A 24,104-nucleotide genomic window follows, 5' to 3' on the forward strand; every position below is an offset into this window, starting at 1 on the left:
TTATTGTCCGGTCAACATTCCCAGCCTTGATTCGCAATGCGGCTGGGTAGTGGGTTGGCGGCGATGCCTTGGTAGAGCATGTTGACGGCGTCGGTGTAGGCCTGCACGTAGTCGATGGTCGGGTCGAGCGACCATTGGTTGCGTATGCCCTCGTTGATGGCCATGTGGGCGAGGAGGGCGTGTTTGGGGTCGACGTCGGGGCGGATCTCGCCGGAGGCGATGCCACGCTGGAACAGGTCGATTCCCGGTGGAAGCAGTCGTTCGAGGTTGTGTTCGAGCCTGCCGTGGATGGGGTTGTCCTCGAGTGTGTCGAGGCTGGTGAGCATCACGCGCAGTCGCATGGCGTAGGGGTGTTCCGCGGCGTGGCGGACGCTTTCGATGCTTCGGTCGAACATCTCGCGTACGGTGTCGGAGTCCATCATGTCCCACCGGTAGTCGTGTTCCCTCCGATCCACGATGGCGGTGAAGAGCGCGGCCTTGGTGGAGAAGTGGTAGAGCACGCCGGCGTCGGTCATGCCGACCTCTCGGGCGATGTCGGCGATGCGCACGCGTTCGTAGCCTCGTTGCGCGAACAGTCTGGTCGCAGCTTCGATGATGGCCTCGCGTTTGCGTTCGCCTTTGGGACTGCGGCGGGTGGATTTCGTGGATTCCATGGTCTGTGGTGGCGGTTCGGCTTTGAAAATACGGGACGGGGACTATGTCGTTCCATGATAGTCCCCATCCCCGTCCTCGGCCGGTCCGTCCGGCGTTCCGGTGGCTCCGGTCAGTCGATGAACAGGGCGCGCAGCTGGTCGATGTCGTCCTCGCTCAGCCCGTTGGCCAGGCAGTAGCGCGGAATCGTGCCGTATTCGGTGCGGATGTCGTCGATGAGCCGCTGCATGACCGGCGCGGGGGAGGCGAGCAGTGCGGCCGCGGCGCCCTGCGGGTTCCCGTCCTTGCCGATCGATCCGGCGAGTTTGGCCGCGTCTGCCGGCAGCCCGTTCATGATCGTGCGTTTGAACATCTCGGTGAGGTTGGCCGCGGATCGGGCGTAGTTGGCCGTGACGAGCCCGTCCTCGACGTCGAGCAGGCCCAGGAGGATGGCGGTGACCACTCCAGTGCGGTCCTTGCCGGCGGTGCAGTGGATGAGCATGGGCCGGTGCTCGTCGCGGGCGAGCATGTGCAGGATCGTCGTGATGCGGTCGGCATGGCCGAACGCGATCTCGTGGTACAGGTCGGGCAGGTTCACCGATGACGGGTCGGCCACGGCCCGCCTGCTGGCCGGCTGGCGTGCGTCGCCGTTGTCCTGTCCGAGCAGGGGGTAGCGGACGACCTCGATCGTGCCGTCCAGTTCGTAGGGCCATGCCTTCGTCTCCCATTCGTCGCGCAGGTCGACGACGGTGCGGATACCGAGGCGGTGCAGGTCGTCGGGGCCCTTGCCCGGGGTCATGAAGTTCAGTCCGGCCGAGCGCAGGAACATGCCGCCTCGCAGGTGGCGTCCGTCGATGGTGCGCAGGCCTCCGATGCCGCGCGCGTTCGGCACGCCCGCGATGTCCACGCCGTTGACGTCGCCGTCGAAGCGTTCCTCGGGCACCGGCTTGTCGAGGTTGTCGAGGTCGCCGTTGTGGCGGACCACGTCCTGGAACCACGCGAACGAGTCCTTGCGGGTGCGGCGCATGGTGGCCGTGTCGACGTGCACGAGGCCGAACCGTTCGGAGAAGCCGTTCGTCCATTGGATGTTGTCGATGCTGGACCAGATGTAGTAGCCGCGCACGGGGATGCCTTCGGCCGCGAGGGTATTGAGGTCGCGGATGTTGGCGGACAGGGCGCGGATGCGTACGTCGTCGTGCACGCATGCGGCGAGTTGGGCGTCGTCTTCCGTGTGGCCGTCGACGCTCGGGTGGGCCATGCCGCGCCCGTTCTCGGTGATGATGATGGGCGGGTGGTTCGGGTATGTGGCGTGGACCCATTCGACTGTTTTCCTCAGGCCGCCGGGGGTTTCCTGGCGGAATCCCTTGGCGCTCCACCAGCGGCGTCCGGGTGCGGGCACGATGGCCACGCCATGCCCGGCGCCGAACAGGGATGACAGGCCGCGCAGGGCGGCGGTGTTCGAGGCGCGGCCCTCGAGGAACATGGGGGCGCGTTCCTCGGTGGTGGCGTGGGTGCTGGAGTACCAGTTGACGCCGAGCACGTCCATGGGTTCGGCGATGGCGGCCATGTCGCCGTCGTGGCAGGTCCCGTCGGATTCGATCTGTTCGCGGACGGCGGGCGTGTACCCGTGGCCCATGAGGGGGTCGAGCATGAGCCGGTCGAACGATTCGCGGGCCGTCGCGGCGGCCTTGACGTCCTGCGGGTTGCCGGTGGCTGGTTGCACGCCGGTGACGGCGAGTATGGTGCCGATCCGTCCGGTGACGTGGGCCTCGCGCAGCGCGCGGACCGACAGTCCGTGGGCGAGCAGGATGTTGTGGACGGCATCGAGGCCGCGCGCGCCTTCACGGCGCAGCGGCGGGAAGAATCCGGCGATGTAGCCGGCCAATGCCGGGTGGGATGGTTCGTTCATGGTGTACCACTGGTCGACGCGGTCGCCGAGGCGTTCGGCCATGATGCGGGTGAACCGGGCGAACTGGGCGGCGGATTCACGTCCCATCCATCCGCCGCACCGGTCCTCGAGCCATTGGGGCGTGTCCCAGTGGTAGAGGCACGCGGCTGGTTTGATGCCGCGTTCGAGCAGGCCGTCGACCAGGCGGTCGTAGTAGTCGAGGCCGGCCTGGTTGACGGTGCCGGCGGCGTCCGTGATGACGCGGGGCCAGGAGATCGAGAAGCGGTGGGCCTGGGCGCCGAGTTCGCCGAGCAGGTCGAGGTCCTCGTCCAGGTGGTGGTATTCGTCGGCGGCGACGCCGAGGTCGGAGCCGTCCGGCACGCGGAGCCGGCCGGCGTTGAAGGCCGTGTCCCATACGGACGGGACCTTGCCGTCCACGTTCCATGCGCCTTCGATCTGGTAGGCGGCGTTGCTGGTGCCCCATAGGAAATCGTGGGGGAGTGATGAGGTCATTGCTGTTCCTTCTGGTGGATGTGCTGGTGTTCCGTTTCGATGATGGGGCCCGTCGCGCGGCGGGGGTCCCGTGCGCTTATTCCCGGCCGCGGTATCGGGGCACGGATGCGATGAGCTGTTGCGTGTAGGGGTCGCTGGGGTGGTGGATGACCTGTTCGGTGTCGCCGTGTTCCACGATGACGCCCTTGTCGAGCACGTACACCGTGTCGGAGATCATGCGTACGACGGACAGGTCGTGGGAGATGAACAGCATGCTCATGTGTTCGCTGTCGCGCAGGTCGGCGAACAGGTTGAGCACGGTGGCCTGGACCGACACGTCGAGCGAGGAGACGGGTTCGTCGCAGATGAGCAGTTCGGGGTCGGCCGCGATGGCGCGGGCGATGGCGACGCGTTGGGCCTGCCCGCCGGACAGTTCCCCGGCCCTCGCGTCGCCGAACGCGTCCGGGTCGATGTCGACGCGGGCGAGCAGTTCGCGTGCCCGTTGGCGGCGTTCGTTCGGGGTCAGGTGGTCGGCGATGGCGTAGGGTTCGGCCACGACGTCGAGGATGGGGCGGCGCGGGTTGAGTGAGGAGATCGGGTCCTGGAAGACCATGTGCACGCGGGGACGGTCCTGCCAGCGGTCGTGTCCGCGTGCGTGCCCGCGTTCCCGTTCCCCTGCAGGGTGCCCGTCGATGCGGATCGTGCCGCGGCTGGGTTTTTTCATGCCCATGATGGTCTTCGCGATGGTGGATTTGCCGGATCCGGATTCGCCCACCAACGCGGCGCAGGCGCCTTTGGGGACGGTCAGGCTGATGTCGTGCAGCACCTCGCGCCTGCCGTACGAGCATGCGACGTGCTCCACGGACAGCGCGGGGATGCCCGCGCCCATGGTTTCGGTCATTCGTTGTCTCCTTCGGCCAGTACGGATTCCACGGTGGGCAGGCGTCTGAGCCTGGGGCCGTCCAATGAGGGGATGCAGGCGAGCAGCGCCCTGGTGTACGGGTGGCGCGGGTGCTCGACGATCTGTTCGGTCGGCCCTGTCTCCACGATCCGGCCCTCGCGCATGACGGCAATCGTATCGCAGCGTTCGGCGGCGACGTCCAGGTCGTGGGTGACCAGCAGGAACGCCGAGCCTGTGGTCTCCCGTATCCGGTCGAGCACGTCGAGGACCTGGTGCTGGACGGTCACGTCGAGCGCGGTGGTCGGCTCGTCGCCGATGAGCAGGCGGGGGCGTCCTATGGCCGCGGCGCCGATGCCGATGCGCTGGCGCTGGCCGCCGGATAGCTGGAACGGGTAGCGCCCCCATATGGATTCCGGGTCGTCGAACCCGGTGGCCCGGAGCATGTCCAGTCCGCGTTCATGCCGTTCGCCGCGCGCTACGTGCAGGCTGGAGAGCGATTCGGTCAGTTGGGTGCCGATGCGGTAGGCGGGGTTGAGCGAGCGGAGGGGGTCCTGGAAGATCAGGCCGACCTTCTCGCACATGAACCGTCGCCGTTCGCCCTCCGGCATGGAGGAAGGGTCCCGTCCGTCGATGAGGATGGAGCCTTCGACCTCGCAGCGGGTGCCGAACGGCTGGATGCCGGCGATGGTGCGCATCAGGGCGCTCTTGCCCGCCCCGGATTCGCCGACGACGCCGAACGTCTCGCCCGCGTGGACGGTCAGGCTCACGTCGCGCACGGCGTGCACGAGTCCCCGTCCGGTGCGGAACGTGACCGACAGGCCGCGTACCTCGAGCACCGGTGTTGCGTCGTTCGTGTTCATGCCTGCGCCTCCGGGTCGAAGAGTTCCTTGATGGTGTTGATCGCGAAGATCGTCAGGCACAACGCGGCGACCGGGCACAGGGTGACCCATGGGGCGGCGGCGAGCTGCGTGCGTCCCTCGGCGATCAGGCCACCCCAGGACGGGGTCGGAGGCCTCATGCCGAAACCGAGGAAGCTCAGCGAGCCTTCGGTGACGATCGCGCGCGCCAATGCGGTGAACGCGTATGCGCTGATCTGCGGCAGCACGCCGGGCAGGATCTCGCGCATGATGATGCGTGCCAGCCCGGCTCCCTGTACGCGGGCGGCGGTCACGTAGTTCTCCGAGGCGATGGCGATGGTCGCGGCGCGGCACATGCGGGTGAACATCGGGATGCTGAAGATGCCGATCGAGCAGGCGATGACCGTGATGCTCGGGCCGCGCAGTGCGACGATGGTGGAGATGATGAGCATGGGCGGCACGGCGAACGCCACGTCGCACACGAATTCGACGAACGTGTCGGCGAACCCGCGCAGATAACCGGAGACCATGCCCAGGACCAGGCCGCATGAGAAGCCGATGAGCACGGCGGTCAGTCCGACGACCGCGCTGATGGTCGCTCCGCGCATGGTGCGTGCGAACACGTCGCGCCCGAGGTTGTCGGTGCCGAACAGGTGGGCCGCGCTCGGGACCTGGCTCAGGGCCGTGTAGTCGTTGCCGTACGCGTCGAGACGTGCGGCGTACGAGTAGACGACGAGCGCGACGAGGATCACGATCCAGGCGAGGGCGGCGCCCCGCACGACGGTGATGCGGGAACGGAGCTCGCCCAGGGCCGTCGCGCGCGCACGGCGTTCCACGCGGGCGATCTTGGGCCGGTTCATGTCATTCGTCATGGGATGCGCCCCTTGGGTTGATGAGGTATGCGGCGACGTCGACGAGGATGCTCATCGTCAGCACGGCGCAGGCGGCGAACACGACGATGCCCTGCAGCAGCGGTATGTCGCGCCCCTGCAATGCGGTGATCGCGAGCCGGCCGACGCCGGGGATGCCGAAGATGTTCTCGATGATCAGGGAGCCGCCCATCGCGATGCCGATGTTCATGCCCACCAGGGTGACGAACGAGACGCTCGAGGGGCGCAGGGCCCGCGTCCACAGCGCCTTGAACGGGCCGATGCCGCGCGCGTGGGCGGCGTCCATGTACGGCTGTGACATGGTGGCGATCAGCGAGCCGCGCAGGGTGCGCGCGTAGACCGCCGCCTCTCCCAGGCCCATGGTCAGCGCGGGCATGATCATGTCCGTCAGGTTCCCGACCGGGTCCTTGTCGAAGGACGTGAACCCGGAGGCCGGCAGCACGTTGAGCGTGACGGCGAACACGTAGATGAGCAGCAGGCCGATGACGAACGATGGGACGGACAGCATGAGGAACGACAGGGCGGACAGCACGCGGTCCGCCGTCTCGTTGACGTGGCGGACGCTGACCGTGGCGATGAGGATCGCGAGGACGACCGCGACGGTCTGGCCGAGCAGCACCACCTCGAGGGTGACGGGCAGCCGGCTGCCGATCTCCTGCAGGACGGGACGCCCGCTGGCGAAGGAGGTGCCCCAGTCGCCGTGGGCGACGCCCGCGAACCAGTCACCCAGCCGCTGCAGTTCGGACTTGTCCAGTCCGAGGGTCTGCCGCAGCTGGGCGCGCTGCTGCTCGGTCGCGTCGGAGCCGAGCAGCAGCATCGTGGCGTCGCCGGGAAGCAGCGATACCAGATGGTTGACCGCCACAATCACGACGAGCAGCACCAGGAGCGCGCGCAGCGCGTGGGTGCCGATGGTCTTGAGCATGATGGGTCCGGGCCCGTCACTGGTTCTCGCCGAAGGCGACCTTGCCCACCTGCACCTCGATGAGGGTGTTGTGGGAGATATCGGGGAAGGCGGCGATTTTGCTGCTCATGATGAAGCCGGAGTTCATGGCCGTGGTCCACAGGACCGGCACGTCCTCGCTGATCGCCTTGGACACGGTCGCGGACGCGGCGGCGCGCTTGGCGCTGTCGGTGGTCGCGGACGCGGCGGCGATGGCCTTGTCGGCCTCGGCGTTGGAGAAGCCGGTGAAGTTGTAGGGGCCCTTCGAAGCGAACAGGTAGGTCGCGCCCGACGGGTCGGACAGCACGGAGGTCATGAAGTCGGCGAGCTGGAAGTCGCCCTTCATGATGGTCGCGGTGTAGTTCGCGCTTTCGACCGGGTTGACGGTCACCTCGACGCCGGCCTTGGAGAGCATGTCCTTGAGGGCGGTGGCGCGCTGCACGGTGTCGGAACGGTTCTCGCAGCTCAGAGTGAGCTTGAGGTGCTTGCCCTCGAGGACCTTCTTGGCCTCGTCGAGGTTATACGCGGGGTAGCCGGAATCCTTCGGAGCGAGCCCGGTGAGCAGCGCATACGGGTTGTCCACGGTCTTGCCCTCGCCGAGGTTGACCACGGCGTTGAGCGCGTTGCGGTCGATTGCCTGTGCCAGCGCCTTGCGCACGGTGGCGTCGGAGAGCGCAGGGTCCTTGGTGTTAAGCATGACCATGCTCATCGAGGCGGGGGAGTTGACGACCTTGAGGGAGGAATCCTTGGAGGCTTCCTGGAACTGCGGGGCCGATTCGGTCCACATCAGGTCGATGTCGCCGGCCTTGAGGCTCTGGAACCGGGAGTCGGCGTCCGGGATCATCTTGTAGGTCACGGTGTCGAGGTAGGGCTTGTCGCCCCAGTAGTTGGCGTTCCGGGTGAGCTTCACGGAACTGCCGGCGGTGAACTCGGACACCTGGTAGGGGCCGGCGCCCAGCGGGAACCCGAAGGAGTCCTTGGCCGTGGTGGATTCGACCATGCCCAGCGTGCGAGTGAACTGGGAGGCGAAGTCGGCGTTCGGGCGGGCGAGCGTGAACTTGACGGTCACGTCGTCCGGGGTGTCCATCTGCTTGATGAGCGCGACCTGGGCCATGGCGGAGGACTTGGTGGCGGGATCGCCGAGACGCTTGATGTGGGCGACGACCTCCTTGGAGGTCAGCGGCGAGCCATCGGAGAACTTCAGGCCGTCGCGCAGGGTGAGCGTCCATTCGGTCGCGTCGTCGTTCGCGGTGAGCGACTTGGCCATGTCGGGCTCGACCGTGCCGTTCTTGCCGGCCTTCATGAGCGGCTCGTACACGGCGGTCGACAGGATCAGCAGCGGCTGCTGCGTGGTGATGGAACTGGCCACGTCCAGGGTCTGGACCTCGCGGTCGAGGCCGATGGTCAGGTCGCCGCCCTGCCTGGGCGCGGCGGTGGAGGCGGAGGAAGCGTTGGAATCGTTGGTGGAGGAGGTGTTCGAGGTGCCGCAGCCGGCGAGGAGGGAGAGAGCGCATCCGAGAGCGATGACGGATGCCGGAATGTGTGATTTGTTCTTGAACACGGCTCCAGCATGACACCCAAGTCTTAACCTTAGTGGTGACTAAGGTTAAGCGGGGAGGGGCCTTGTCTGAAGTCTTGATGAACCGGCGGATTGAAAACGCGATATACGACCGTGGCAGGGAATGCGGTATTGGCGTTATGCCGTCCGCAGCTTTGGCGGGCATCGTCCTTCGAAGTCCATCGGGCGCTGGTGCGGCATATGGGTTGCTTCCTGATGGCTGCTTGGTCGGGTGTAGGTTATTTATGTTATATAATAGTCATGTATTTCAATTAAAAATTGATTATTGTGAGTTTTAGAGAATGGCAATGCGATGATTCGTTTGAAAAGACTTGTTCTGGACGACATGAGGAACATATCGCATGGCGTCCTGGATTTCGATGATCTGCCCACCGGCGGCAGCGTCACGGGCATTTACGGGCAGAACGGGTCGGGCAAGACCACCGTCATCGACGCCATCGGGATACTGCGCGCGCTGTTGTCCGGGAATATGCTGCCGGATACCGCCGGTGACGTCGTCAGCGCCAGCGCCGGTTCGGCGACCGTGACGGCGACATTCCTCGTCGGCGATAAGCAGAAGCCGAACTATCTTGAGTACAGGGTGTCCATGCGCAAGGCGAACCCGGATTCGACGCGGGCGCGCGTCGTCGCCGAATCGGTGCGCATCGGCGACGATCCCTCACGCTTGGGCCGTGAGGTGCTGGGACATCGTATGGAGGATTCCGAGGCGGACGGGTTCGTGTCGACCCCGGTCTACGTGTGGCGTTCCATCGAGGCGGTCGCTTCGGTGAAGACCGTGATCTCGCGCACCGCGGACCGCGCGTACATGGAGGGGCGTTCGTTCCTGTTCTCCCGGTGCGCCACGCTCGACGACCGGCCGGACGCCGAGTTCCTGATCGACTGGGCGGTGGCCCGCGTGCGGGAGGCGAACGGCGTGTCCTCCAGATCGTTGACGTACATCAACGAACGCTTCGGCGAGTTCGTTCGCCTGCGCGAGGCCCTGTGCGGCTATGCGACCAACGACATCTTCGTGTCCACCACCCGTCGCGGCTCCTACGCCGCGTTCGCGATCATCCCGATCATGGAGGAGAACCCGGAAGGTCGCAACACGGAGTTCGCGTTCGACCTGCTGCAGCCCAATCCATTGACCCCCGGCCAGGCGAAGCGACTCGGGCAGACCGTGGAGTCCTTCGACCGCATCCTGCCCACCATCGTGCCCGGCCTGCACGTCCTGCTGAAGACCGGCACCGCGCCTTCCGGCAAGGACGGCGAGGACCGGGTCACCGCGGAGCTGTTCTCCCGCCGCGGCGACGTCACGGTGCCCTTCCGCTGCGAGAGCGAGGGCATCATACGCATCACCGCGCTGCTCGGCTACCTCAAGCACGCGTACAACGACGAGAACGCACTGGTCGCCGTGGACGAGTTCGACTCCGGCGTGTTCGAGCTGCTGCTCGGCGACATGCTGGGCCAGCTGGCGGACGGGTGCGCGGGGCAACTGGTGTTCACAGCCCATAACCTGCGGGCATTGGAGGTGCTGCCGAACAGCTGCATCCGCACGACGGTGACCGATCCCAAGAATCGGTTCGCGACCATCCCACGCAAGTCCTCCACGAACAACCAGCGCAAACGGTACCTGACGGCCAGCGAACTCGGATGGAGCGGCCCCGACATCTACGATTCGCCCATCCCGCGCATGTTCGGCAACAGCCTCTACGCCGCCGGCCACCCCGACGAGGACGACGATATCGACGACGATCTGGCCGCGCTCAACGCCGCCGGAACGGAGGCGGACCGCGGCTAAACGCAAGATCGTCCTGCTGGTCGTGGAGGGCGCGAGCGACGCCAGCCTGCTCGTGCCGGCGTTCTCGGCGTTGATCGAGAACCGTCTGTTCCAAGGTCAGGAATTCCATTGCGACGTGCTGACCGCGCCGAACCACCGCGAGGAATTCCACCGGCGCAACGGGTTCTACCCCGCGGACAAACCCTCGCAAACGGTGCGCGAACTCGTCGAGTACTACCTCAAAGATCATGATCGCACATGGGGCCAGCTCGGCCATGTCATCCAGATCTGCGATCTGGACGGCGCGTTCACGCCTGACGACAGCGTGCGGGAGGACCCGTCAGCGGAAGAAACCCTATATTCGACGACCGACATCGTCACCACGAACCGCGACGCTCTGATCGCGGACCGGACGGTCAAGCGAAACGGCGTGGACTCCCTGCTCAAACTCGACGGATTCAGGAAGAAGCAGGGCGGCCGCACCGTCTTGATTCCATACCGTCTGTTCTATGTCAGCCGCAACCTCGAACACGCGTTCCGCGGCAGGACCGACAATCTGGACGCGCAGCACAAGCAGAGCGGCGCCATCAAACTGGCCGACCGCTTCACACGGGACCCGAACCTGTTCTCGACGACCCTCCAGTCCCTGCGACGCATACATGGCAACCCGGCCACCTGGGAGGAATCCTGGCAATACGCCATGCAGGACCTCCACTCACTCGAACGTGGCAGCAACCTCGCATTCGTGGAACCATACCTAGCAGGCGAACCACGGTAGGCTCGGCCGGATTTGACGGACCGAGAGTTCTGACGGTTACAGTGGCCGCCTGTAGTCCTCCTGGACCGGGATGACCTCCTGGATGGTCCCGTCCTCGTTGAAGGTGAGTGGGGCGAATCGGGTTTCCCTGCAGTAGCCATTGCCGTATCCGGGGTCGTAGCAGTGGTAGGCGAGGATCCATTCATCGGTGCCGGGGATGTGGAGGATGCCGTGGTGTCCGGTGCCGACGATGTCGAGCGCGGGGTTCTGCCGGACTAGGGCGCCGTGTTCGGTCCATGGTCCGTGGAGCGCAGGTGCCGTGGCGTAGTGGACCTGGTATTCGGGTTCTCTAGCGTCATTCTCGCTCCACGACGCATAGAACATGTAGTTTCTTTTGAATATCCACATGGCTTCACGGAATCGTGTGGGTGTCCATTGCCATACTCGGGACAGGTCTACGGTCAGATGGTCCTCGTTGAGCGGGGCCATGTAGGCGATGCCGTTGCCCCAGACCAGCCAGTCCGTGCCCTCGTCGTCGGTGTAGACGGATGGATCGATGTGGTATCCGGGCAGGTCGTCCTTGGCCACCGTCGGCTGGTCTGCGGGGACGAAGGGCCCGTATGGGGAGTCTGAGCTGGCTGCTCCGATCTGGCCTTCGCATACGAAATACAGGTAGTAGCGGGCCCCGTGTTTGAGGATGGCGGGCGCCCAGGCGTGCTCTTTGCCCCATGGCACGTCGTCGAGGCTGAGAATCTGGCCACCGTCCTGCCAGTCGACTAGGTCGTCGGAGGTGTAGACGCGGAAGGTGCGCGACCCCCAGTCATCGTATCCGTCCTCGGTCGCGTACAGGAAGTACCGGGGCTGGTTCCCGTTGCGGGGGTCCTCGAACACGATTGGGGCGGGATCGGCCAGATAGCGATGCAGTGGCGTGTGTTCCGGGGCGGGCAGATTGAACCTGTCGTTCATTTCCTTGCTTCTTTCATGGGAAAAGCGGCGAGGGGCGGATCACCTGTAGCCGGTCCCTCGCCGTGTGTTCGTTACTTGTTGACGGTGAAGCCCTGGTCGTTGCCGAAATCGACCAGGCTCTTCTGCCAGGCCGCGACCCCGTCGCTCAGGGAGGATTTCTCGGAGAACGCCTTGCCGACTGTGTCGGTGAACACGTTGCGCGCGTATACCTCGTAGGGCAGGTTCGTCCAGCCGGACAGCACGCGCTTGGACGCCTCGGCGAATTCCTTGTTGATGTTCTGTCCGCCGAAGTAGTCGCTGGTGGTGTTCAGGAACTCGTCGGATTCCAGCACATAGTTGGTGGCGGGGAATACGCCGAGTTTGTATCCGTACATCGTTCCCTTCTTGGAGTGGTTGATGTATTCGGCGAACTCCCATGCGGCCTTCTGCTTGGCCTCGTCGCCGGTGTTGAGCAGCGCGATGGACGAACCGCCGTTCTCGGCGTTCTCGGTGCCGCCCTTCTCCCAGGTGGGCATTTGGGCCACGCGCCACTTGCCGGACGCGGCGGCGGCGCCGGATTCGAGGTTTGCGGGCATCCACGCACCGGTCAGCAGCGAAGCGATGGAGCCGTCCGCGAGCCCGTGGTTCCACTCGTCGGTCCAGCCCTTCGTATTGGTGTCGATGAGGCCCTCATCGATCATCTTCTGCCAGAACTCGGTGAACCTGGCGGTGGCCTTGTCCTTGGTCAGACTGATTTCGACGGTTGCTCCGTCGTCGGAAACCTTGTATGGGTGGCCGCCTGAGGCCCAGATCATCGAGTCGTACAGGCCGGCGTCCCCGGTGTCGGAGGTGATGTACGAGCCGACGGCGCGGATCTTCTTGGCCGCCTCGTAGTACTCATCCCATGTGGTGGGGATGTCGGTCACGCCGGCCTTATCGAACACCTCCTTGTTATAGAAGAACGCCATAGGGCCGGAGTCCGTGGGCAGGGCGTAGACGCCACCATTGATGTTGACAGACTCCCATGTGCCCTTTGTGTAATCGTCGCCAAACTTGTCCGCGCCGAACTGCGTGAGGTCCAAGAGCTTGCCGGTGTGCACGAACTGGGGGAGCGCGAAGTACTCGATGGTGGCAACGTCCGGCATGCCCTTGCCCGCGGCGATGGCGTTGTTGAGCGAGGTGTACTGGTCGGAGGCGCTGCCGATGTTCTCGAACTTGACCTTGATGTTGGGATGGCTCTTGTTGAAGTCCTTGACCTGCTCGGCCGGCGGTACGCCCCAGCCCCACCAGGTGATCGTTACAGGACCATCCGACGTGGTCGCTTGCGAATTGCTGTTCCCGCATGCGGCGAGCGGCAGCAGGACCGCGGTCGCGGCGATGGCGGCCATTGCTTTCCTCGTTGAAATCATCTTCGACTCCTTTGGCGTGACGACGGCGACATCACCGACGTTTAACGTTTATATTAACGTTTAACTAAAATGTCGTCAAGCGATCATAGAGCTTGCGCGGTTCCTTGAAACAGGTGCTACGTTGGAAACGTAAGCGAAAGGATACGGCCGATGATTACGATGAAGGACATCGCGAACGCCACGGGCGTCTCGGTGGTGACCGTGTCCAACGCGTTGCGAGGCAAGGACAACGTGTCACCCGAGACCGCGCAGCGAATCCTCGAGACCGCGGACAGCATGGGTTACCGTGTCAATGCCGCCAACCTCGCGGCCAGGAATCTACGGGTCAGGGGTACCAGGAACGCCCTGCCTGAGAAGCCGGTGATCGGGGTCGCCATTTTCGAGTTCGACAATATGCAGCCGGCTCAGCTCGCGGCCGAAATCTCGCGCACCGCGTCGGCCAGACGATGTCAGACGCTGTTCCAACAGACACTTACGGATGCCGAGAACGAGCACTCCATCATCGACAACATAGCTAATCAGTTCTGCGACGGGCTGATTCTGAGCTCGGCGAACCTGCCAGTGAAGGACATTATTCGCTTCACGAAACGGCGTCCCACTGTGCTCGTGGACGATGACCGTCCACAGGAGCAGCTCGATACGGTGCTGTCCCCCTGCGAGATCGGGTCAGCGGAGGCGGTCCGTTACCTACTGGACAAGGGTCATCGCCGAATCGGGTTCGTGGGGGACGGATTCGGCGTGATGGACGATCCGATGAGGCTCCACAGCGTCGGAGGACGAAGGATGCGGGGATGCGCCGACGCGCTCTCCGGGGCCGGCATGGCACTGACCACCGGCCAGTGCATCGATACGGAATGGACCTGGGAGGGTGCTCGTTCAGCTATCCACCAGATAGGGGAGTCCATCCGCGGCTACGACGCGTTGTTCTGTCTGACCGACAACATCGCCCTCGGAGTCATCCGGGGACTGGGAGATCTCGGTATCCGGGTGCCTGACGACATCGCCGTGATGGGGTTCGACGGATGCGCTATCGGGGAATGCTTCATGCCCGGACTGACCACCGTCGCCGTGGACATTCCCCAGATGGCGAGCCTCGCCGTTGATTCCGTACTCGACCGTATCGAAGGCAGAATCGGCGTGAACGAACATGGCAGGCGACGGATCGTGGGCCATCATCTGGAAATCAGGGAATCGGCCTGACAGAGAAAGACGGTGGTGCGGGACGGCCCCTGAAGGACCTTTATCCGAACAGCTGCGCATGCCGGAGGTTGCGCAGGCGATCGGCATCTCCGTGTCCCATATGAACCGTGTGTTCACCGCCGTGTACGGCATGACGCCGGCAGCCTACCATGTGAAATGCCAGCTGGACATGGCCGCGAACTTTCTGGTGCACGCGGGCCTGCCAGTCGGGGACATCTCCAGACAGCTTCGCTTCACTAGCGTACGGTATTTCTCCCCCTGCTTCGGCAAGGAATCCGGCAAATCGCCCCGGGAATACCGCGCGGACAACGTGGTCACCTGGACAGCGGGTGGCTGGTAAGGTTCTGCGTTCGCTCAAAATTGTCAGAGCATAAGCGCTTTAGGCACGACTGAGCTTAAGAACCGGCTATCAGAAACGTCGATGGCTGGACGGCCGTGTCCCGAACGACCGGCCCGTATGGTGGATGTCACCGCGTTTCATCCAGGGGGAATCGGATGAGACACGCTTATCAATGGATATTCACAAGAAGGGGATACGCGCCATGAGCGCAGCTAATGTGGGCGGACCGGTCGAACCGGTGCGCGTGAATCATACGAAACGAAACATCATCCTGTCCGTGATCGTCGTGCTAGCAGTCATCATCGCCGGGTTCTTCACCGTGCGTACGGCCACGGCGTCGAAGACCGCGGAGAAGGGCAGCGCTCAGAACCCCGTCACCATCGGCGTGGTCGGGGCCACCAACAAGCAATGGAAGCCGTTCCTCGACGAGGCGCTGAAACAGGGCATCCACGTCAAGCTCGTCGATTTCCAGGACTATACGTCGGAAAACCCGGCCGTTGATTCCGGCCAGCTCGACATGAACGCCTTCCAGCATCTGCTGTATCTGGCGAATTACAACGTGAAGAACGGCAAGGACCTGCAGCCGATCGGCCCGACGGGCGTATGGCCGCTCGGTCTGTATTCCAAGAAAGTCAAGAGCGTCGACGACATCAAGCAGGGCGACACCGTGCTCATCCCCAACGACGAAACCAACCAGGCCCGTGCCATCGGTGTGCTCAAGGACGCGGGACTGGTCAAGCTGAAAGGCAAGTGGACCGCATTCGTCACCCCGGCCGACATCGATGAGTCCGCAAGTAAGGTGAAGGTCCTGCCCGTCAATCCGGAGAAGAGCGCCAACGCCCTGTCCGATCCGCAGGTCGTGGCCGGAGTGGTGACCGGCGATTACATCACCGACGCGGGGCTTGCGGTCAACGACACGTTGGCCCACGATGACGTCACGGGGGAGACCGGCCGCCCGTATATCAACGCATTCGTGACACGCAAGGCCGACGCCAAGAACCCTGTCTACCTGAAGTTGGCGAACATCTTCGCGAACACCCAGGCCGTGAAGGATGGTCTGCAGGAGCAGTACGGCGGCACCACGACCTTCGTGAATGACTCGGCGGAACAACTGCAGCAGTATCTGGCCCAGATCGAGGCCGACGAAAAGGCTTCGGAGAAGTAGAAAGAGAGGATCCGATCATGGCCAAGCAGCTTCTGGTCACCTTGGGCGGAAAGACGTTCCACGCGAACCTGTTCGAGGACAAGGCGCCACGCACCATCGCCGCACTGGAGAAGGCCGGCAGGTTCACCAGCGTGGTCTTCTCCGCGAAAATCTGTTCCAATGAGATCACCTGGAACACGCCCGTGGGCGACATCGACTTCCTTGAGAACGAGACGTTCCAGCAGACGCCGGGCAACATCGTGTTCTTCCCGGCATGGGGTGCGATCTGCGTGTTCTTCGGTCCGACCGAACCGGTGGGCCTGTGCACCAAGCTCGCCGAGATCCACGCGGACGAGCTCGACGCATTCATCGCTGAGGGCAACCACGTCTGGGAAGAGCAGGGCGGCCGCGTGACCACCGAAATCGTAGAGGAGGTACAAGCATGAGCACGGTACAGGACACCATAAGCAAACTGAAGTCCGCGGAACAGGAGATCTGGATCGACCCGCCGGCGGACATCAAACGCCTCATCGGCAGGAACTACCGCACCGGACGCGAGTTCCCCGTCTGGTTCTACGCGCTCGGCTATCTCGAGGGACTGATCGTCACCTTCAATACGCTGCATGCCAAAGGCAAGGCGCGTGAAGGCGACCTGGACACCCTTAAGGACTGGGCCGTCACCCAGGCCCTCTACTACTCGGACGCCACCCCGACCAGCGAGGGGTTCCGGCGTCTGGGCCATCTCGAGGATCTGTCCGACAACCTCGACCTCGCGGCGAAGGCCTACGGAACCATCGATGATTGGGATGATTTCACCGCGTTGACCAAGGCGCTGCAGCGTTACCTGCTCCAATACAAGTTCCAGGTCGACATCGCGTTCCCCTGGGCCCAGGTCAGCTCGCTGGTCGACAAGATCTGGCACGACAAGTACGGCGACACGATCCAGTGACCTCAGGTGGATGACATACGGAAAGCGGTGTGAGGATATGCCTTGAATGCAATATCCTCACACCGCTTTCCGTATGTGAGAGGTTTTACCAGGCTTTCTGGGTGGCGAAGAACCGATTCCAGAAATCGAGGATCCTCTCGGGCTCGACTGGCTCGAGACGGAAGTCCGTACCCAGATCCATCACCACCATGGCGCAACAAGAACAATAACCGCTTGCACGCATCACCACGGAGATCCGACCTGCGCATCGCATATCTCACAGGTAGGATGCGTGTGCGTATGATATGCGCACGCATCCTATTTACGTTCCATATTCCACAGTTCTCGTAAATACCCGTGGCGACGGGGGAGCGGTTGAGCTTAGCTTTTGACTTGCGACGGCGGACATCACCTTTATCGGCCAAGGAATCGCGAACCGACGACTAACGTGCCGGACACCACTGAGTTCCAGTAGATACTTCCTGGTATGATACTCGTGAGTATCATACTTATGCATATTCTATTGGAGGCGATATGTTCGTCGGCAGGGAACGTGAACTGGGGACGCTGCAAGACCTCTGGGAACAGGAGGATTTCCAGATGTTGGTGCTGTACGGACGCCGGCGTGTGGGAAAGACCGCTTTGCTGGACGAGTTCTCGAAGGACAAGCACGTGTTGTCGTTCACGGCCCGTCAACAGACTTCGGCGGCGAATCTCAGGGACTTCTCCCGTGCGATCTATAGGTTCTTCGGGCTGCCGGAGACCATGCCGGCGTTCGGACTGTGGCAGGACGCGCTGGACTTTATCGTGCGGAAGGCGCAGGACGAGCCAGGACGTCGTATGCTGTTCGTGTTCGACGAGTTCCCCTATGCGGCGGCCAGTGAGCAATCCCTTCCCTCTTCCTTGCAGATCGCCATCGACCATGGTTTCAAGAACGCCAATGTCATGATGGTCCTGTGCGGCAGCAACGAGGGGTTCATGGAAAGCGAGGTCCTCGGGTACAAGAGCCCGCTGTACGGGCGTCGGACCGCTCAGCTTCGACTGATGCCGTTCGACGTGTTCGACACCGCGCGCATGCTCCCGTTCACCCCGCCCGTGGACGTCGTCCAGTACTACGCGACCTTCGGAGGGACACCCTACTATCTCAGACAGATACGCTCCGGCATGACCTATGAGGATAATGTGCTGCGTCTGCTGTTCGATACCAATGGCCTGTTGTACGAGGAACCATTGATGCTCCTCAGACAGGAGCTGCGGGACATCACGACGTACAACTCCGTCATGGGAGCCGTCGGGGCGGGCGCGACGAAGCAGAACAAGATAGCGGATGGGGCGGGACTCGCTTCGTCTTCCGGGGTGAGCAAATACCTCAGCGTGCTGTCCGATCTCGGGTTGCTCGAGCGGGACGTCCCCTTCGGGGAGAATCCCACCCACACCAGGAAAGGACTGTGGCGGATCAAGGATCCGTTCTTCTCGTTCTGGTACCGTTTCGTCGGTCCCAACGCCGACCGGATCGAACGAGGGGACGGCGACCTTGCCGCGCGAGCCGACGTGTTCGGACCGGCGTTGGACACGTATGTCGGGCAGCAGTTCGAATCCGTGTGCGAACAATGGATGATCCGGGCGAACCGACGGAACGAATTGCCGTTCCGGGCCACCAGTTTCGGCAAATGGTGGGGGAGCGACCCGCGCGCACGTCAGCAGGCCGACATCGATGCCATCGCGGCGGCCCCACGCACCGGGGACATCCTGCTCGGCGAATGCAAATGGAAGTCGAATCTTGATATCGCGCAGACCACCGCGACGCTCCGTGCCAGAGCCGACCTGGTGCCGGGATATGACAACCGTTACTTCGCTTTGTTCGTCAAGACCGACGAACTGGCCGAAGCCGCCAGAGCACGCGGTGAGTCGGATCTGACCGTCCTATCGGCGGCGGAGATGCTGCGCGAGACACGTCCCGCTGTCAGCTGAATCACTCGGGAACGACGACGAGAAGAGAGAGACGGGGGGAATCCATGATCAGCAGCGTGGCTATGGAATCATCCGGCAGCTAATCGCCGTTCTACAAGATAGAAGCCGGATAGGGGAGAGCGGACGGCCTTTGGGCAGTGGCCGCCCGCTCTTGGAGGAGGTTCCTAGGTCGTGGTTTACGGCTGCCGACCCTATTAGGAGCCGAATCCTCGATCGTTGAATCCGAATTGCCTCGGGTCAATGATCAAGGGCGAAATCCACGCGGTGTTTGGGATTACTCACTCTCCCTCTGACGAGACAGTGACCGTCGCCATGTTGGACCTACGGATCCTGCGCAGTCTGTGAATGGACAACGCCAACCCGATAATGCAGATCACGTAGACGGCTGCGCTGCCTGCGATTGCGGGCATGCGCCAAGGCGCCATGGCCGGTGTGAGATCAACCGCGAAGCTGTTGGCCACCGTGTACAGGTACTGGTGGGCGGCCTCGCGCAGGAGCTTCTGGCCGGATGCGGTCTCGCGCAGGCGGGTCATGCTCTTGGAGCCGTTCATGCCGTTGTACAGCAGTGCGGTGCCTCCGGCGGTGATGGCCACTTCCTGGTTCATGAAGCCGTGTTCCTCGTTGTTGTCGGTGAGGACGGTGCCCTTGAAGCCCCATTCGTCGCGCAGTACGCCCGTGAGCAGTGCCTTGTCTCCACCGGCCCAGGTGGTGCCGATGTTGTTGTAGGAGGACATGATGGCGGTGGTGCCGCCCTGCTTGACGGCCTGTTCGAAGGGCTTGAAGTAGATCTCGCGCATCGACTGCTCGTTCGCCCATGTGCACAGGCCGTAGTGGCGCCAGGTCTCACGCTCGTTGAGCGCGAAGTGCTTGATATACGTGTACAGGCCGTTCTTGTTGGCTGCCTTCACCGTGGCGGCTGCCATGGCACCGCCGAGGGTGCCGTCTTCGCTGTAGTATTCGAAGTTACGTCCGGTGAACGGGTTGCGGTGTGTGTTGGCGCCGGGAGCGTACCATCCGGAGATGTTCCATGCACGGGCTTCCTTGGAGATGGCATCTCCGAACGTCTTGGCCAGATCGGTGTTCCAGGAGGAGGCGAGCACGACCTGTGCCGGGTAGGTGACGGTCTTGTAGGTGGTGGTGCCCATGAACGCGTCGAACACGTAGGACAGGGCCGCCGGTCCATCCATGTCGTAGATCTGGTTCTTGCCTACGGACTTGACCGCGGCGCTGCCCCAGCCGTTCTGTGCGACCATGGTGTCGATGTCATCCAGGGTGAGCTGGTCGAGGAGCTTGTCCCACTTCGGGTCATCATAGTCGAGCCCGGTCATGTCCTTGATGGTAAGACCGTTCTTGGCGCCGAAGGTGGGGGCCTTGTCGGACTTGTCGATGTAGTTGTCGTCGAGATCGAGCGCGGTCTTGAACGCCTTGATCTGTTCGGCGGTGGCCTTCTGGTCGGAGCCGGGCACGATGGTCCAAGTGTCGCGATCCATGTATTTCACGGTTCCCGCCGCGTCATCGAAGAGGTTCTCCGCCGTGGTCTGGTCGCCTTCACGGCTTCCCACGAACTCGGCGGTCCTCGCGTTGTCGGTGGCGTTGGCCGCGTCCGTGTAGACGATCGGGTCGTCGATGGAGTAGCGGTAGGCGAGTCCGTCCTTGACGGTGTGTGCGTCGGAACGCAGGGAGATCTTATAATCGCCGGATTCGAGCACGTACGAGCCGGTGGTGGAATAGTACTTCTGGGCGTCGTAGGAGGCCATGTCCTGGACGGGCAGCTTCAGCGTGACGGTCTCAGACTTGCCGGGCTGGATTTCGCCGGTCTTGGCGAAGGAACCGAGCACGACGTCGGACTTCTGGATATGGCTGCCGTTCTTGTGGTAGGGGGCGGAGTAGTAGAGTTCGACGACGTCCTTGCCTGCCACGGTGCCGGTGTTCGTGACCTGCACGTCCAAGGTAATGGTGTCGTCCTTGCCCAGTTTTCCGCCGCTGACGGCGTTGGTGACCTTCCAGTCGAAGTTCGTGTAGCTCAGTCCGTAGCCGAACGGGTACTGGACGACGTCGTCATAGGACAGGCCAGTCCGTTTCTCGCCTTCGCGGGTGGTGTAGTCATAGGACTTACGGGTCTCGTAGTAGCGGTAGCCGACGTAGATGCCTTCCTGGTAGTTCAGCAGGTAGGCGGGATGGTCCTTCTGTTCATCGTTGGTCTCCACATCCTTGAACAATCCCTTGGTGTTCGTGTACTCGTAGGTATCGAAGTTGTAGTACGAGGGGATGGTCTCCACGGCGTAGGGGTAGGTGTCCGCCAACCTGCCGGACGGGTTGACCTTACCGTTGAGGATGTTCGCCACACCGATGCTGCCGCGGTCGCCGATGCCTCCCACCCATAGGGCCGCATCGATGTCGCCTGTCTTGTCCGCCGAGGCGTTGCCCTCGTTCTCCAGGAAACCAAGCTCCATGGCGTTGGACATGTTCAGTACGACGACGACTTTCTTGAAGGTCTTCTTGGCCTGGTCGATCAGGGACTGTTCAGCGCTGTTCAGCTCCAGATAATGCTTGTCCTGGTCGGGCTTGTATGTGGTGTAGTCGGTCATCACGGTCGGCAGATCGTTTCCTTCGCCGCCCTTGCGGGATAGCACGACGACCGCAGTATCGGAATACTGCTGCATATCGTCGAACGATGCCTTGCCGGTGTACACATAGTCCTGGCCCATATCGGAGGCGAGCGTGTCAGTGGCGGCCGGTTCCTTGATTGAGAAGTCCACGCTGAACGTATTGGCCGTCTGCGTATCGATATGCTTGTAGGCGTCAATGGGCGCGGGGTTGACCGAGAATCCGGCCTTTTCGAACGCCGTGACGAAATCCGTGCGGTATGCGGTATATGAACTGCCGCCAGAACCGGTGCCACCGTAAATCGGGTTCACCGCCGACAGTCCCAGAAGGTTGATTTTCTCCGAGGAGTTGAGTGGCAAAGCACCATCATTGCTCAACAGGGTCGCGCCTTCCTCCTCGATTTGCTGCGCCACCGAGACCGCGTTATCCGTAGCGGACTGCATCAGGCCATCATCGCCGCGGGATGCGGGAAACGCCTTGTCCAAAGCGGTTCCGTATATGCCGAAGGCAGCAACGTCGACCACCATAGCCACTGCCGCCAGTACGGCGAACACGCCGATCAGAATCCGGGACATCAGTCCCTTGGGCTTGACATTCCTGCTTCTTTTCATGGGATTCTCCTTTGCATCGATACGGGTACTGTCCCTATCGCCTCGCCCACGAGGCGGATCCCGTATGGTTTGCAATCTAATCGGGTCCACGGCATCCAATAGGCGGCTTCACACAACCTGTAGGGCAAACGGCACGACTCGCGCGCACGGGTGGGAAAAGCATGTCCGGGAATCCCTAGAATGAACGGAAGGACAAGGAGGACCCATATGCTGCGCATTGCGATCGTGGAGGACGACGAGCATGACCTGACCCAGCTGAGGGCACACCTAAACAGGTTCTTCGAGAATAGCGGGAACGGGTTCGTGGACGTCAGGTACCCGGATGCCGAGACACTGCTCGCTTCGCCGTTGGAGGACTTCGATATCGTCTTCATGGATATCGAACTGCCTGGGTTGGACGGCATGTCGGCTATACGCAAACTCAGGGCCAACCACCCGGATTTGCCTGTCGTGTTCCTGACAAAGGTCATGAGCCTCGCCGTGGACGGATACCAGGTGAACGCGCTTGATTACATCGTCAAACCCGTCTCGTACGAGGCTTTCGAATTGAAGATGCGCCGCCTGTTGCGCGTCATGGAACGAAACAGGGGCGAGGCGATAACCCTGACCGACAAACAGGGGATACGCCGGCTTTTCCTGAATGACATCCTGTACGTCGAGGTGAATCGACATAATCTGATGTTCCACACAAGCCAAGGCGTATTCGTAACTCGCGGCACCATGAAGACCATCGAACGGGAACTGGAAGAACACCATTTCCTGCGTTGCAATAACTGCTTTCTCGTCAATTTGCGGTACGTGACCAACGTTGATGGGGATGCCATCGCCCTCGGAGATATCACGCTTCCCGTATCAAGAGCCCGCAGGAAGGAATTCCTGAATGGCCTGACCGATTATCTGGGAATCTGAGAGAAAAGAACCATGCCACTCACCCTATATGACGCGTTCGGATTTGTGACCGTGCTGATTCTTACTGAAGCCATGCTGCTGCCATATGGAGAACGCAGGTCGATGTTCGCGGCAAGAGCCGTCTCATCCGTATGTCTATGCCTCTTTGCCACATGGCTGCTGTTCCTGGCGGGCTTTCATAGCTGGTGGAATCTGCTGCGGTATGGATCCTTGTTCATAGTGACCATGATCGCTATATGGTGGTGTCTCGATATGCAGTGGCGGGAGATCCTGTTCTATGGAATCGCGGCCTACGCGATTCAGCACTGCGCCGTGAATATCTCCATAATCATCGGGCTCGCGCCAACGACGCTTAAACCCGACTATCTTATACATCTCCTAATGGAGATGGCATCAGCCGCACTGTTATGCCTCCTGTTCCGAGCTGCCATACGAGGCAACAAGAATCAACACATGGCCGACAAGCAACTCATCATACTGTCCGCCGGAATTCTCGTAGTGACGCTGGTCATCAGCTACATACCCGCTTTGTACATCAGTCAGAACGACATCCCTGCCAAATTGGCTTGCTCCCTGTATGGCATTGCCTGCACCGTACTGTCTCTGGCCCTTCTATCCGGCCTGCTCGTCCAATCCAAATGGCGTCATGACGCGGAAACCTCACGGCAGATCATGGCGATGAACAGGCACCAATACGAATTGAGCCGCAGCACCATCGACATGATCAACATACGCAGCCATGACCTGCGTAACCAGATCAACGCGCTTCGCCGTGACGGAGGTCTGGAAGACGATGCATTGGAATCGATGGAGCGGACCATCGCACGATACGACTCCATAGCGAAGACCGGGAACCATACGCTCGACGTGATTCTCACGGACAAGCTGCTGATCTGCAACCACGAACGAATCACGCTGACCTATCTGGTCGATGGCGCGGCGTTCAACCGTATAGAGGCCTTGGATCTGTACTCTCTCTACGGCAACATGCTGGACAATGCCATCGAGGCCGTACGTGATCTGCCGGAGCCCCGACGATCCATCAACCTTACGGCTTCCGTTCACGGGCAAATGCTTGTCATACGCTGCGAGAACTACACTGACCGCATCATCGGTACGGATGACGACGGTCTGCCCCGTACCACCAAAAGCGATTCCGAGGCACATGGGTTCGGCATGCGCAGCATGCGTATGACCACGGACAAGCTTCACGGCCATATGACTGTGAAGACGGATGACGGGGCATTCGTCGTCACGGTGATAATCCCCATGCCGGAGAAGTCCGACGGCTGATCGCGTGCACCCCCGACGAAGGCTCGAACCGGCACATCGCACACCATAAGATAC

Annotated in this window: 20 protein-coding genes; 10 read left to right on the forward strand and 10 right to left on the reverse strand. The window is 62.3% G+C overall.

The window, feature by feature from the left end:
• Positions 1-11: 11 nt before the first annotated feature.
• From JS536_RS05660 to JS536_RS05690, 7 genes are all read right to left on the reverse strand, one after another.
• Positions 12-653: a TetR/AcrR family transcriptional regulator gene (locus JS536_RS05660; protein WP_214356141.1), complete on the reverse strand. Its 642-nt coding sequence runs from the start codon at positions 651-653 to the stop codon at positions 12-14.
• Between the two features lie 110 nt (positions 654-763).
• A complete protein-coding gene (locus JS536_RS05665) occupies positions 764-3,031 on the reverse strand; it encodes a family 1 glycosylhydrolase (RefSeq protein ID WP_214356142.1) in 2,268 nt (755 codons plus the stop codon).
• A gap of 76 nt (positions 3,032-3,107) precedes the next feature.
• Positions 3,108-3,911, reverse strand: a complete 804-nt coding sequence (locus tag JS536_RS05670) for an ATP-binding cassette domain-containing protein (protein WP_214356143.1) — start codon at positions 3,909-3,911, stop codon at positions 3,108-3,110.
• Positions 3,908-4,771, reverse strand: coding sequence for an ABC transporter ATP-binding protein (locus JS536_RS05675; RefSeq protein WP_214356144.1), 864 nt, complete (start codon positions 4,769-4,771; stop codon positions 3,908-3,910). The genes JS536_RS05670 and JS536_RS05675 overlap by 4 nt, the downstream gene beginning before the upstream one ends.
• Positions 4,768-5,640 (reverse strand): ABC transporter permease, encoded by an 873-nt coding sequence (locus JS536_RS05680; protein WP_214356145.1) that lies wholly within the window; start codon positions 5,638-5,640, stop codon positions 4,768-4,770. The genes JS536_RS05675 and JS536_RS05680 overlap by 4 nt, the downstream gene beginning before the upstream one ends.
• Positions 5,630-6,580, reverse strand: coding sequence for an ABC transporter permease (locus JS536_RS05685; RefSeq protein ID WP_214356146.1), 951 nt, complete (start codon positions 6,578-6,580; stop codon positions 5,630-5,632). Before JS536_RS05685 ends, JS536_RS05680 begins: the two co-directional genes overlap by 11 nt.
• Before the next feature lie 16 nt (positions 6,581-6,596).
• Positions 6,597-8,159, reverse strand: a complete 1,563-nt coding sequence (locus JS536_RS05690; RefSeq protein ID WP_214356147.1) for an ABC transporter substrate-binding protein — start codon at positions 8,157-8,159, stop codon at positions 6,597-6,599.
• Positions 8,160-8,469: 310 nt separating this feature from the next.
• Between JS536_RS05690 and JS536_RS05695 the strand changes: the two genes are divergently transcribed.
• Both JS536_RS05695 and JS536_RS05700 read left to right on the forward strand, forming a co-directional pair.
• Positions 8,470-9,957 (forward strand): AAA family ATPase, encoded by a 1,488-nt coding sequence (locus tag JS536_RS05695; RefSeq protein WP_214356148.1) that lies wholly within the window; start codon positions 8,470-8,472, stop codon positions 9,955-9,957.
• Positions 9,958-9,979: 22 nt separating this feature from the next.
• A complete protein-coding gene (locus JS536_RS05700) occupies positions 9,980-10,714 on the forward strand; it encodes a hypothetical protein (protein WP_346427460.1) in 735 nt (244 codons plus the stop codon).
• Between the two features lie 36 nt (positions 10,715-10,750).
• Here the strand turns inward: JS536_RS05700 and JS536_RS05705 are convergent, their stop codons facing one another.
• Together JS536_RS05705 and JS536_RS05710 are read right to left on the reverse strand one after the other, a co-directional pair.
• Positions 10,751-11,659 (reverse strand): family 43 glycosylhydrolase, encoded by a 909-nt coding sequence (locus JS536_RS05705; RefSeq protein WP_214356149.1) that lies wholly within the window; start codon positions 11,657-11,659, stop codon positions 10,751-10,753.
• A gap of 71 nt (positions 11,660-11,730) precedes the next feature.
• Positions 11,731-13,047 carry an extracellular solute-binding protein gene (locus JS536_RS05710; protein WP_214356150.1) on the reverse strand — a complete coding sequence of 439 codons (1,317 nt, stop codon included), beginning with the start codon at positions 13,045-13,047 and terminating at the stop codon, positions 11,731-11,733.
• A gap of 150 nt (positions 13,048-13,197) precedes the next feature.
• Between JS536_RS05710 and JS536_RS05715 the strand changes: the two genes are divergently transcribed.
• From JS536_RS05715 to JS536_RS05740, 6 genes are all read left to right on the forward strand, one after another.
• Positions 13,198-14,247 (forward strand): LacI family DNA-binding transcriptional regulator, encoded by a 1,050-nt coding sequence (locus tag JS536_RS05715; protein ID WP_214356151.1) that lies wholly within the window; start codon positions 13,198-13,200, stop codon positions 14,245-14,247.
• Complete coding sequence (locus tag JS536_RS05720; protein WP_276310830.1) at positions 14,195-14,587, forward strand: AraC family transcriptional regulator; 393 nt, start codon at positions 14,195-14,197, stop codon at positions 14,585-14,587. Before JS536_RS05715 ends, JS536_RS05720 begins: the two co-directional genes overlap by 53 nt.
• A 202-nt stretch (positions 14,588-14,789) precedes the next feature.
• Positions 14,790-15,752, forward strand: a complete 963-nt coding sequence (locus JS536_RS05725; RefSeq protein ID WP_214356153.1) for a MetQ/NlpA family ABC transporter substrate-binding protein — start codon at positions 14,790-14,792, stop codon at positions 15,750-15,752.
• 17 nt (positions 15,753-15,769) lie between these two features.
• Positions 15,770-16,177: a DUF3830 family protein gene (locus JS536_RS05730; protein WP_214356154.1), complete on the forward strand. Its 408-nt coding sequence runs from the start codon at positions 15,770-15,772 to the stop codon at positions 16,175-16,177.
• Positions 16,174-16,680 (forward strand): hypothetical protein, encoded by a 507-nt coding sequence (locus tag JS536_RS05735; RefSeq protein WP_214356155.1) that lies wholly within the window; start codon positions 16,174-16,176, stop codon positions 16,678-16,680. The genes JS536_RS05730 and JS536_RS05735 overlap by 4 nt, the downstream gene beginning before the upstream one ends.
• Positions 16,681-17,193: 513 nt before the next feature.
• Positions 17,194-18,630, forward strand: coding sequence for an ATP-binding protein (locus JS536_RS05740; protein WP_214356156.1), 1,437 nt, complete (start codon positions 17,194-17,196; stop codon positions 18,628-18,630).
• A 278-nt stretch (positions 18,631-18,908) separates the two neighbouring features.
• On the opposite strand, the gene JS536_RS05745 is transcribed toward JS536_RS05740, so the two are convergent.
• Positions 18,909-21,848 (reverse strand): glycoside hydrolase family 3 N-terminal domain-containing protein, encoded by a 2,940-nt coding sequence (locus JS536_RS05745; RefSeq protein ID WP_214356157.1) that lies wholly within the window; start codon positions 21,846-21,848, stop codon positions 18,909-18,911.
• 207 nt (positions 21,849-22,055) lie between these two features.
• Between JS536_RS05745 and JS536_RS05750 the strand changes: the two genes are divergently transcribed.
• Together JS536_RS05750 and JS536_RS05755 are read left to right on the forward strand one after the other, a co-directional pair.
• On the forward strand, positions 22,056-22,757 hold the full coding sequence (locus tag JS536_RS05750) for a LytTR family DNA-binding domain-containing protein (protein ID WP_214356158.1): 702 nt from the start codon (positions 22,056-22,058) through the stop codon (positions 22,755-22,757).
• 12 nt (positions 22,758-22,769) lie between these two features.
• Positions 22,770-24,050, forward strand: a complete 1,281-nt coding sequence (locus JS536_RS05755) for an ATP-binding protein (protein ID WP_214356159.1) — start codon at positions 22,770-22,772, stop codon at positions 24,048-24,050.
• Positions 24,051-24,104: the final 54 nt, after the last annotated feature.

It is taken from the genome of Bifidobacterium sp. SO4 (assembly GCF_018555355.1).
Classification (GTDB): Bacteria; Actinomycetota; Actinomycetes; order Actinomycetales; family Bifidobacteriaceae; genus Bifidobacterium; species Bifidobacterium miconisargentati.

Bases quoted from the DNA above. Each gene is read 5' to 3' on its own strand.
- JS536_RS05710 (WP_214356150.1), bottom strand. From the start codon at position 13,047: ATGATTTCAACGAGGAAAGCAATGGCCGCCATCGCCGCGACCGCGGTC.
- JS536_RS05670 (WP_214356143.1), bottom strand. From the start codon at position 3,911: ATGACCGAAACCATGGGCGCGGGCATCCCCGCGCTGTCCGTGGAGCAC.
- JS536_RS05675 (WP_214356144.1), bottom strand. From the start codon at position 4,771: ATGAACACGAACGACGCAACACCGGTGCTCGAGGTACGCGGCCTGTCG.
- JS536_RS05660 (WP_214356141.1), bottom strand. From the start codon at position 653: ATGGAATCCACGAAATCCACCCGCCGCAGTCCCAAAGGCGAACGCAAA.
- JS536_RS05705 (WP_214356149.1), bottom strand. From the start codon at position 11,659: ATGAACGACAGGTTCAATCTGCCCGCCCCGGAACACACGCCACTGCAT.
- JS536_RS05740 (WP_214356156.1), top strand. From the start codon at position 17,194: ATGTTCGTCGGCAGGGAACGTGAACTGGGGACGCTGCAAGACCTCTGG.
- JS536_RS05695 (WP_214356148.1), top strand. From the start codon at position 8,470: ATGATTCGTTTGAAAAGACTTGTTCTGGACGACATGAGGAACATATCG.
- JS536_RS05750 (WP_214356158.1), top strand. From the start codon at position 22,056: ATGCTGCGCATTGCGATCGTGGAGGACGACGAGCATGACCTGACCCAG.
- JS536_RS05685 (WP_214356146.1), bottom strand. From the start codon at position 6,580: ATGCTCAAGACCATCGGCACCCACGCGCTGCGCGCGCTCCTGGTGCTG.
- JS536_RS05725 (WP_214356153.1), top strand. From the start codon at position 14,790: ATGAGCGCAGCTAATGTGGGCGGACCGGTCGAACCGGTGCGCGTGAAT.
- JS536_RS05665 (WP_214356142.1), bottom strand. From the start codon at position 3,031: ATGACCTCATCACTCCCCCACGATTTCCTATGGGGCACCAGCAACGCC.
- JS536_RS05735 (WP_214356155.1), top strand. From the start codon at position 16,174: ATGAGCACGGTACAGGACACCATAAGCAAACTGAAGTCCGCGGAACAG.
- JS536_RS05755 (WP_214356159.1), top strand. From the start codon at position 22,770: ATGCCACTCACCCTATATGACGCGTTCGGATTTGTGACCGTGCTGATT.
- JS536_RS05680 (WP_214356145.1), bottom strand. From the start codon at position 5,640: ATGACGAATGACATGAACCGGCCCAAGATCGCCCGCGTGGAACGCCGT.
- JS536_RS05715 (WP_214356151.1), top strand. From the start codon at position 13,198: ATGATTACGATGAAGGACATCGCGAACGCCACGGGCGTCTCGGTGGTG.
- JS536_RS05745 (WP_214356157.1), bottom strand. From the start codon at position 21,848: ATGAAAAGAAGCAGGAATGTCAAGCCCAAGGGACTGATGTCCCGGATT.
- JS536_RS05720 (WP_276310830.1), top strand. From the start codon at position 14,195: ATGGCAGGCGACGGATCGTGGGCCATCATCTGGAAATCAGGGAATCGG.
- JS536_RS05730 (WP_214356154.1), top strand. From the start codon at position 15,770: ATGGCCAAGCAGCTTCTGGTCACCTTGGGCGGAAAGACGTTCCACGCG.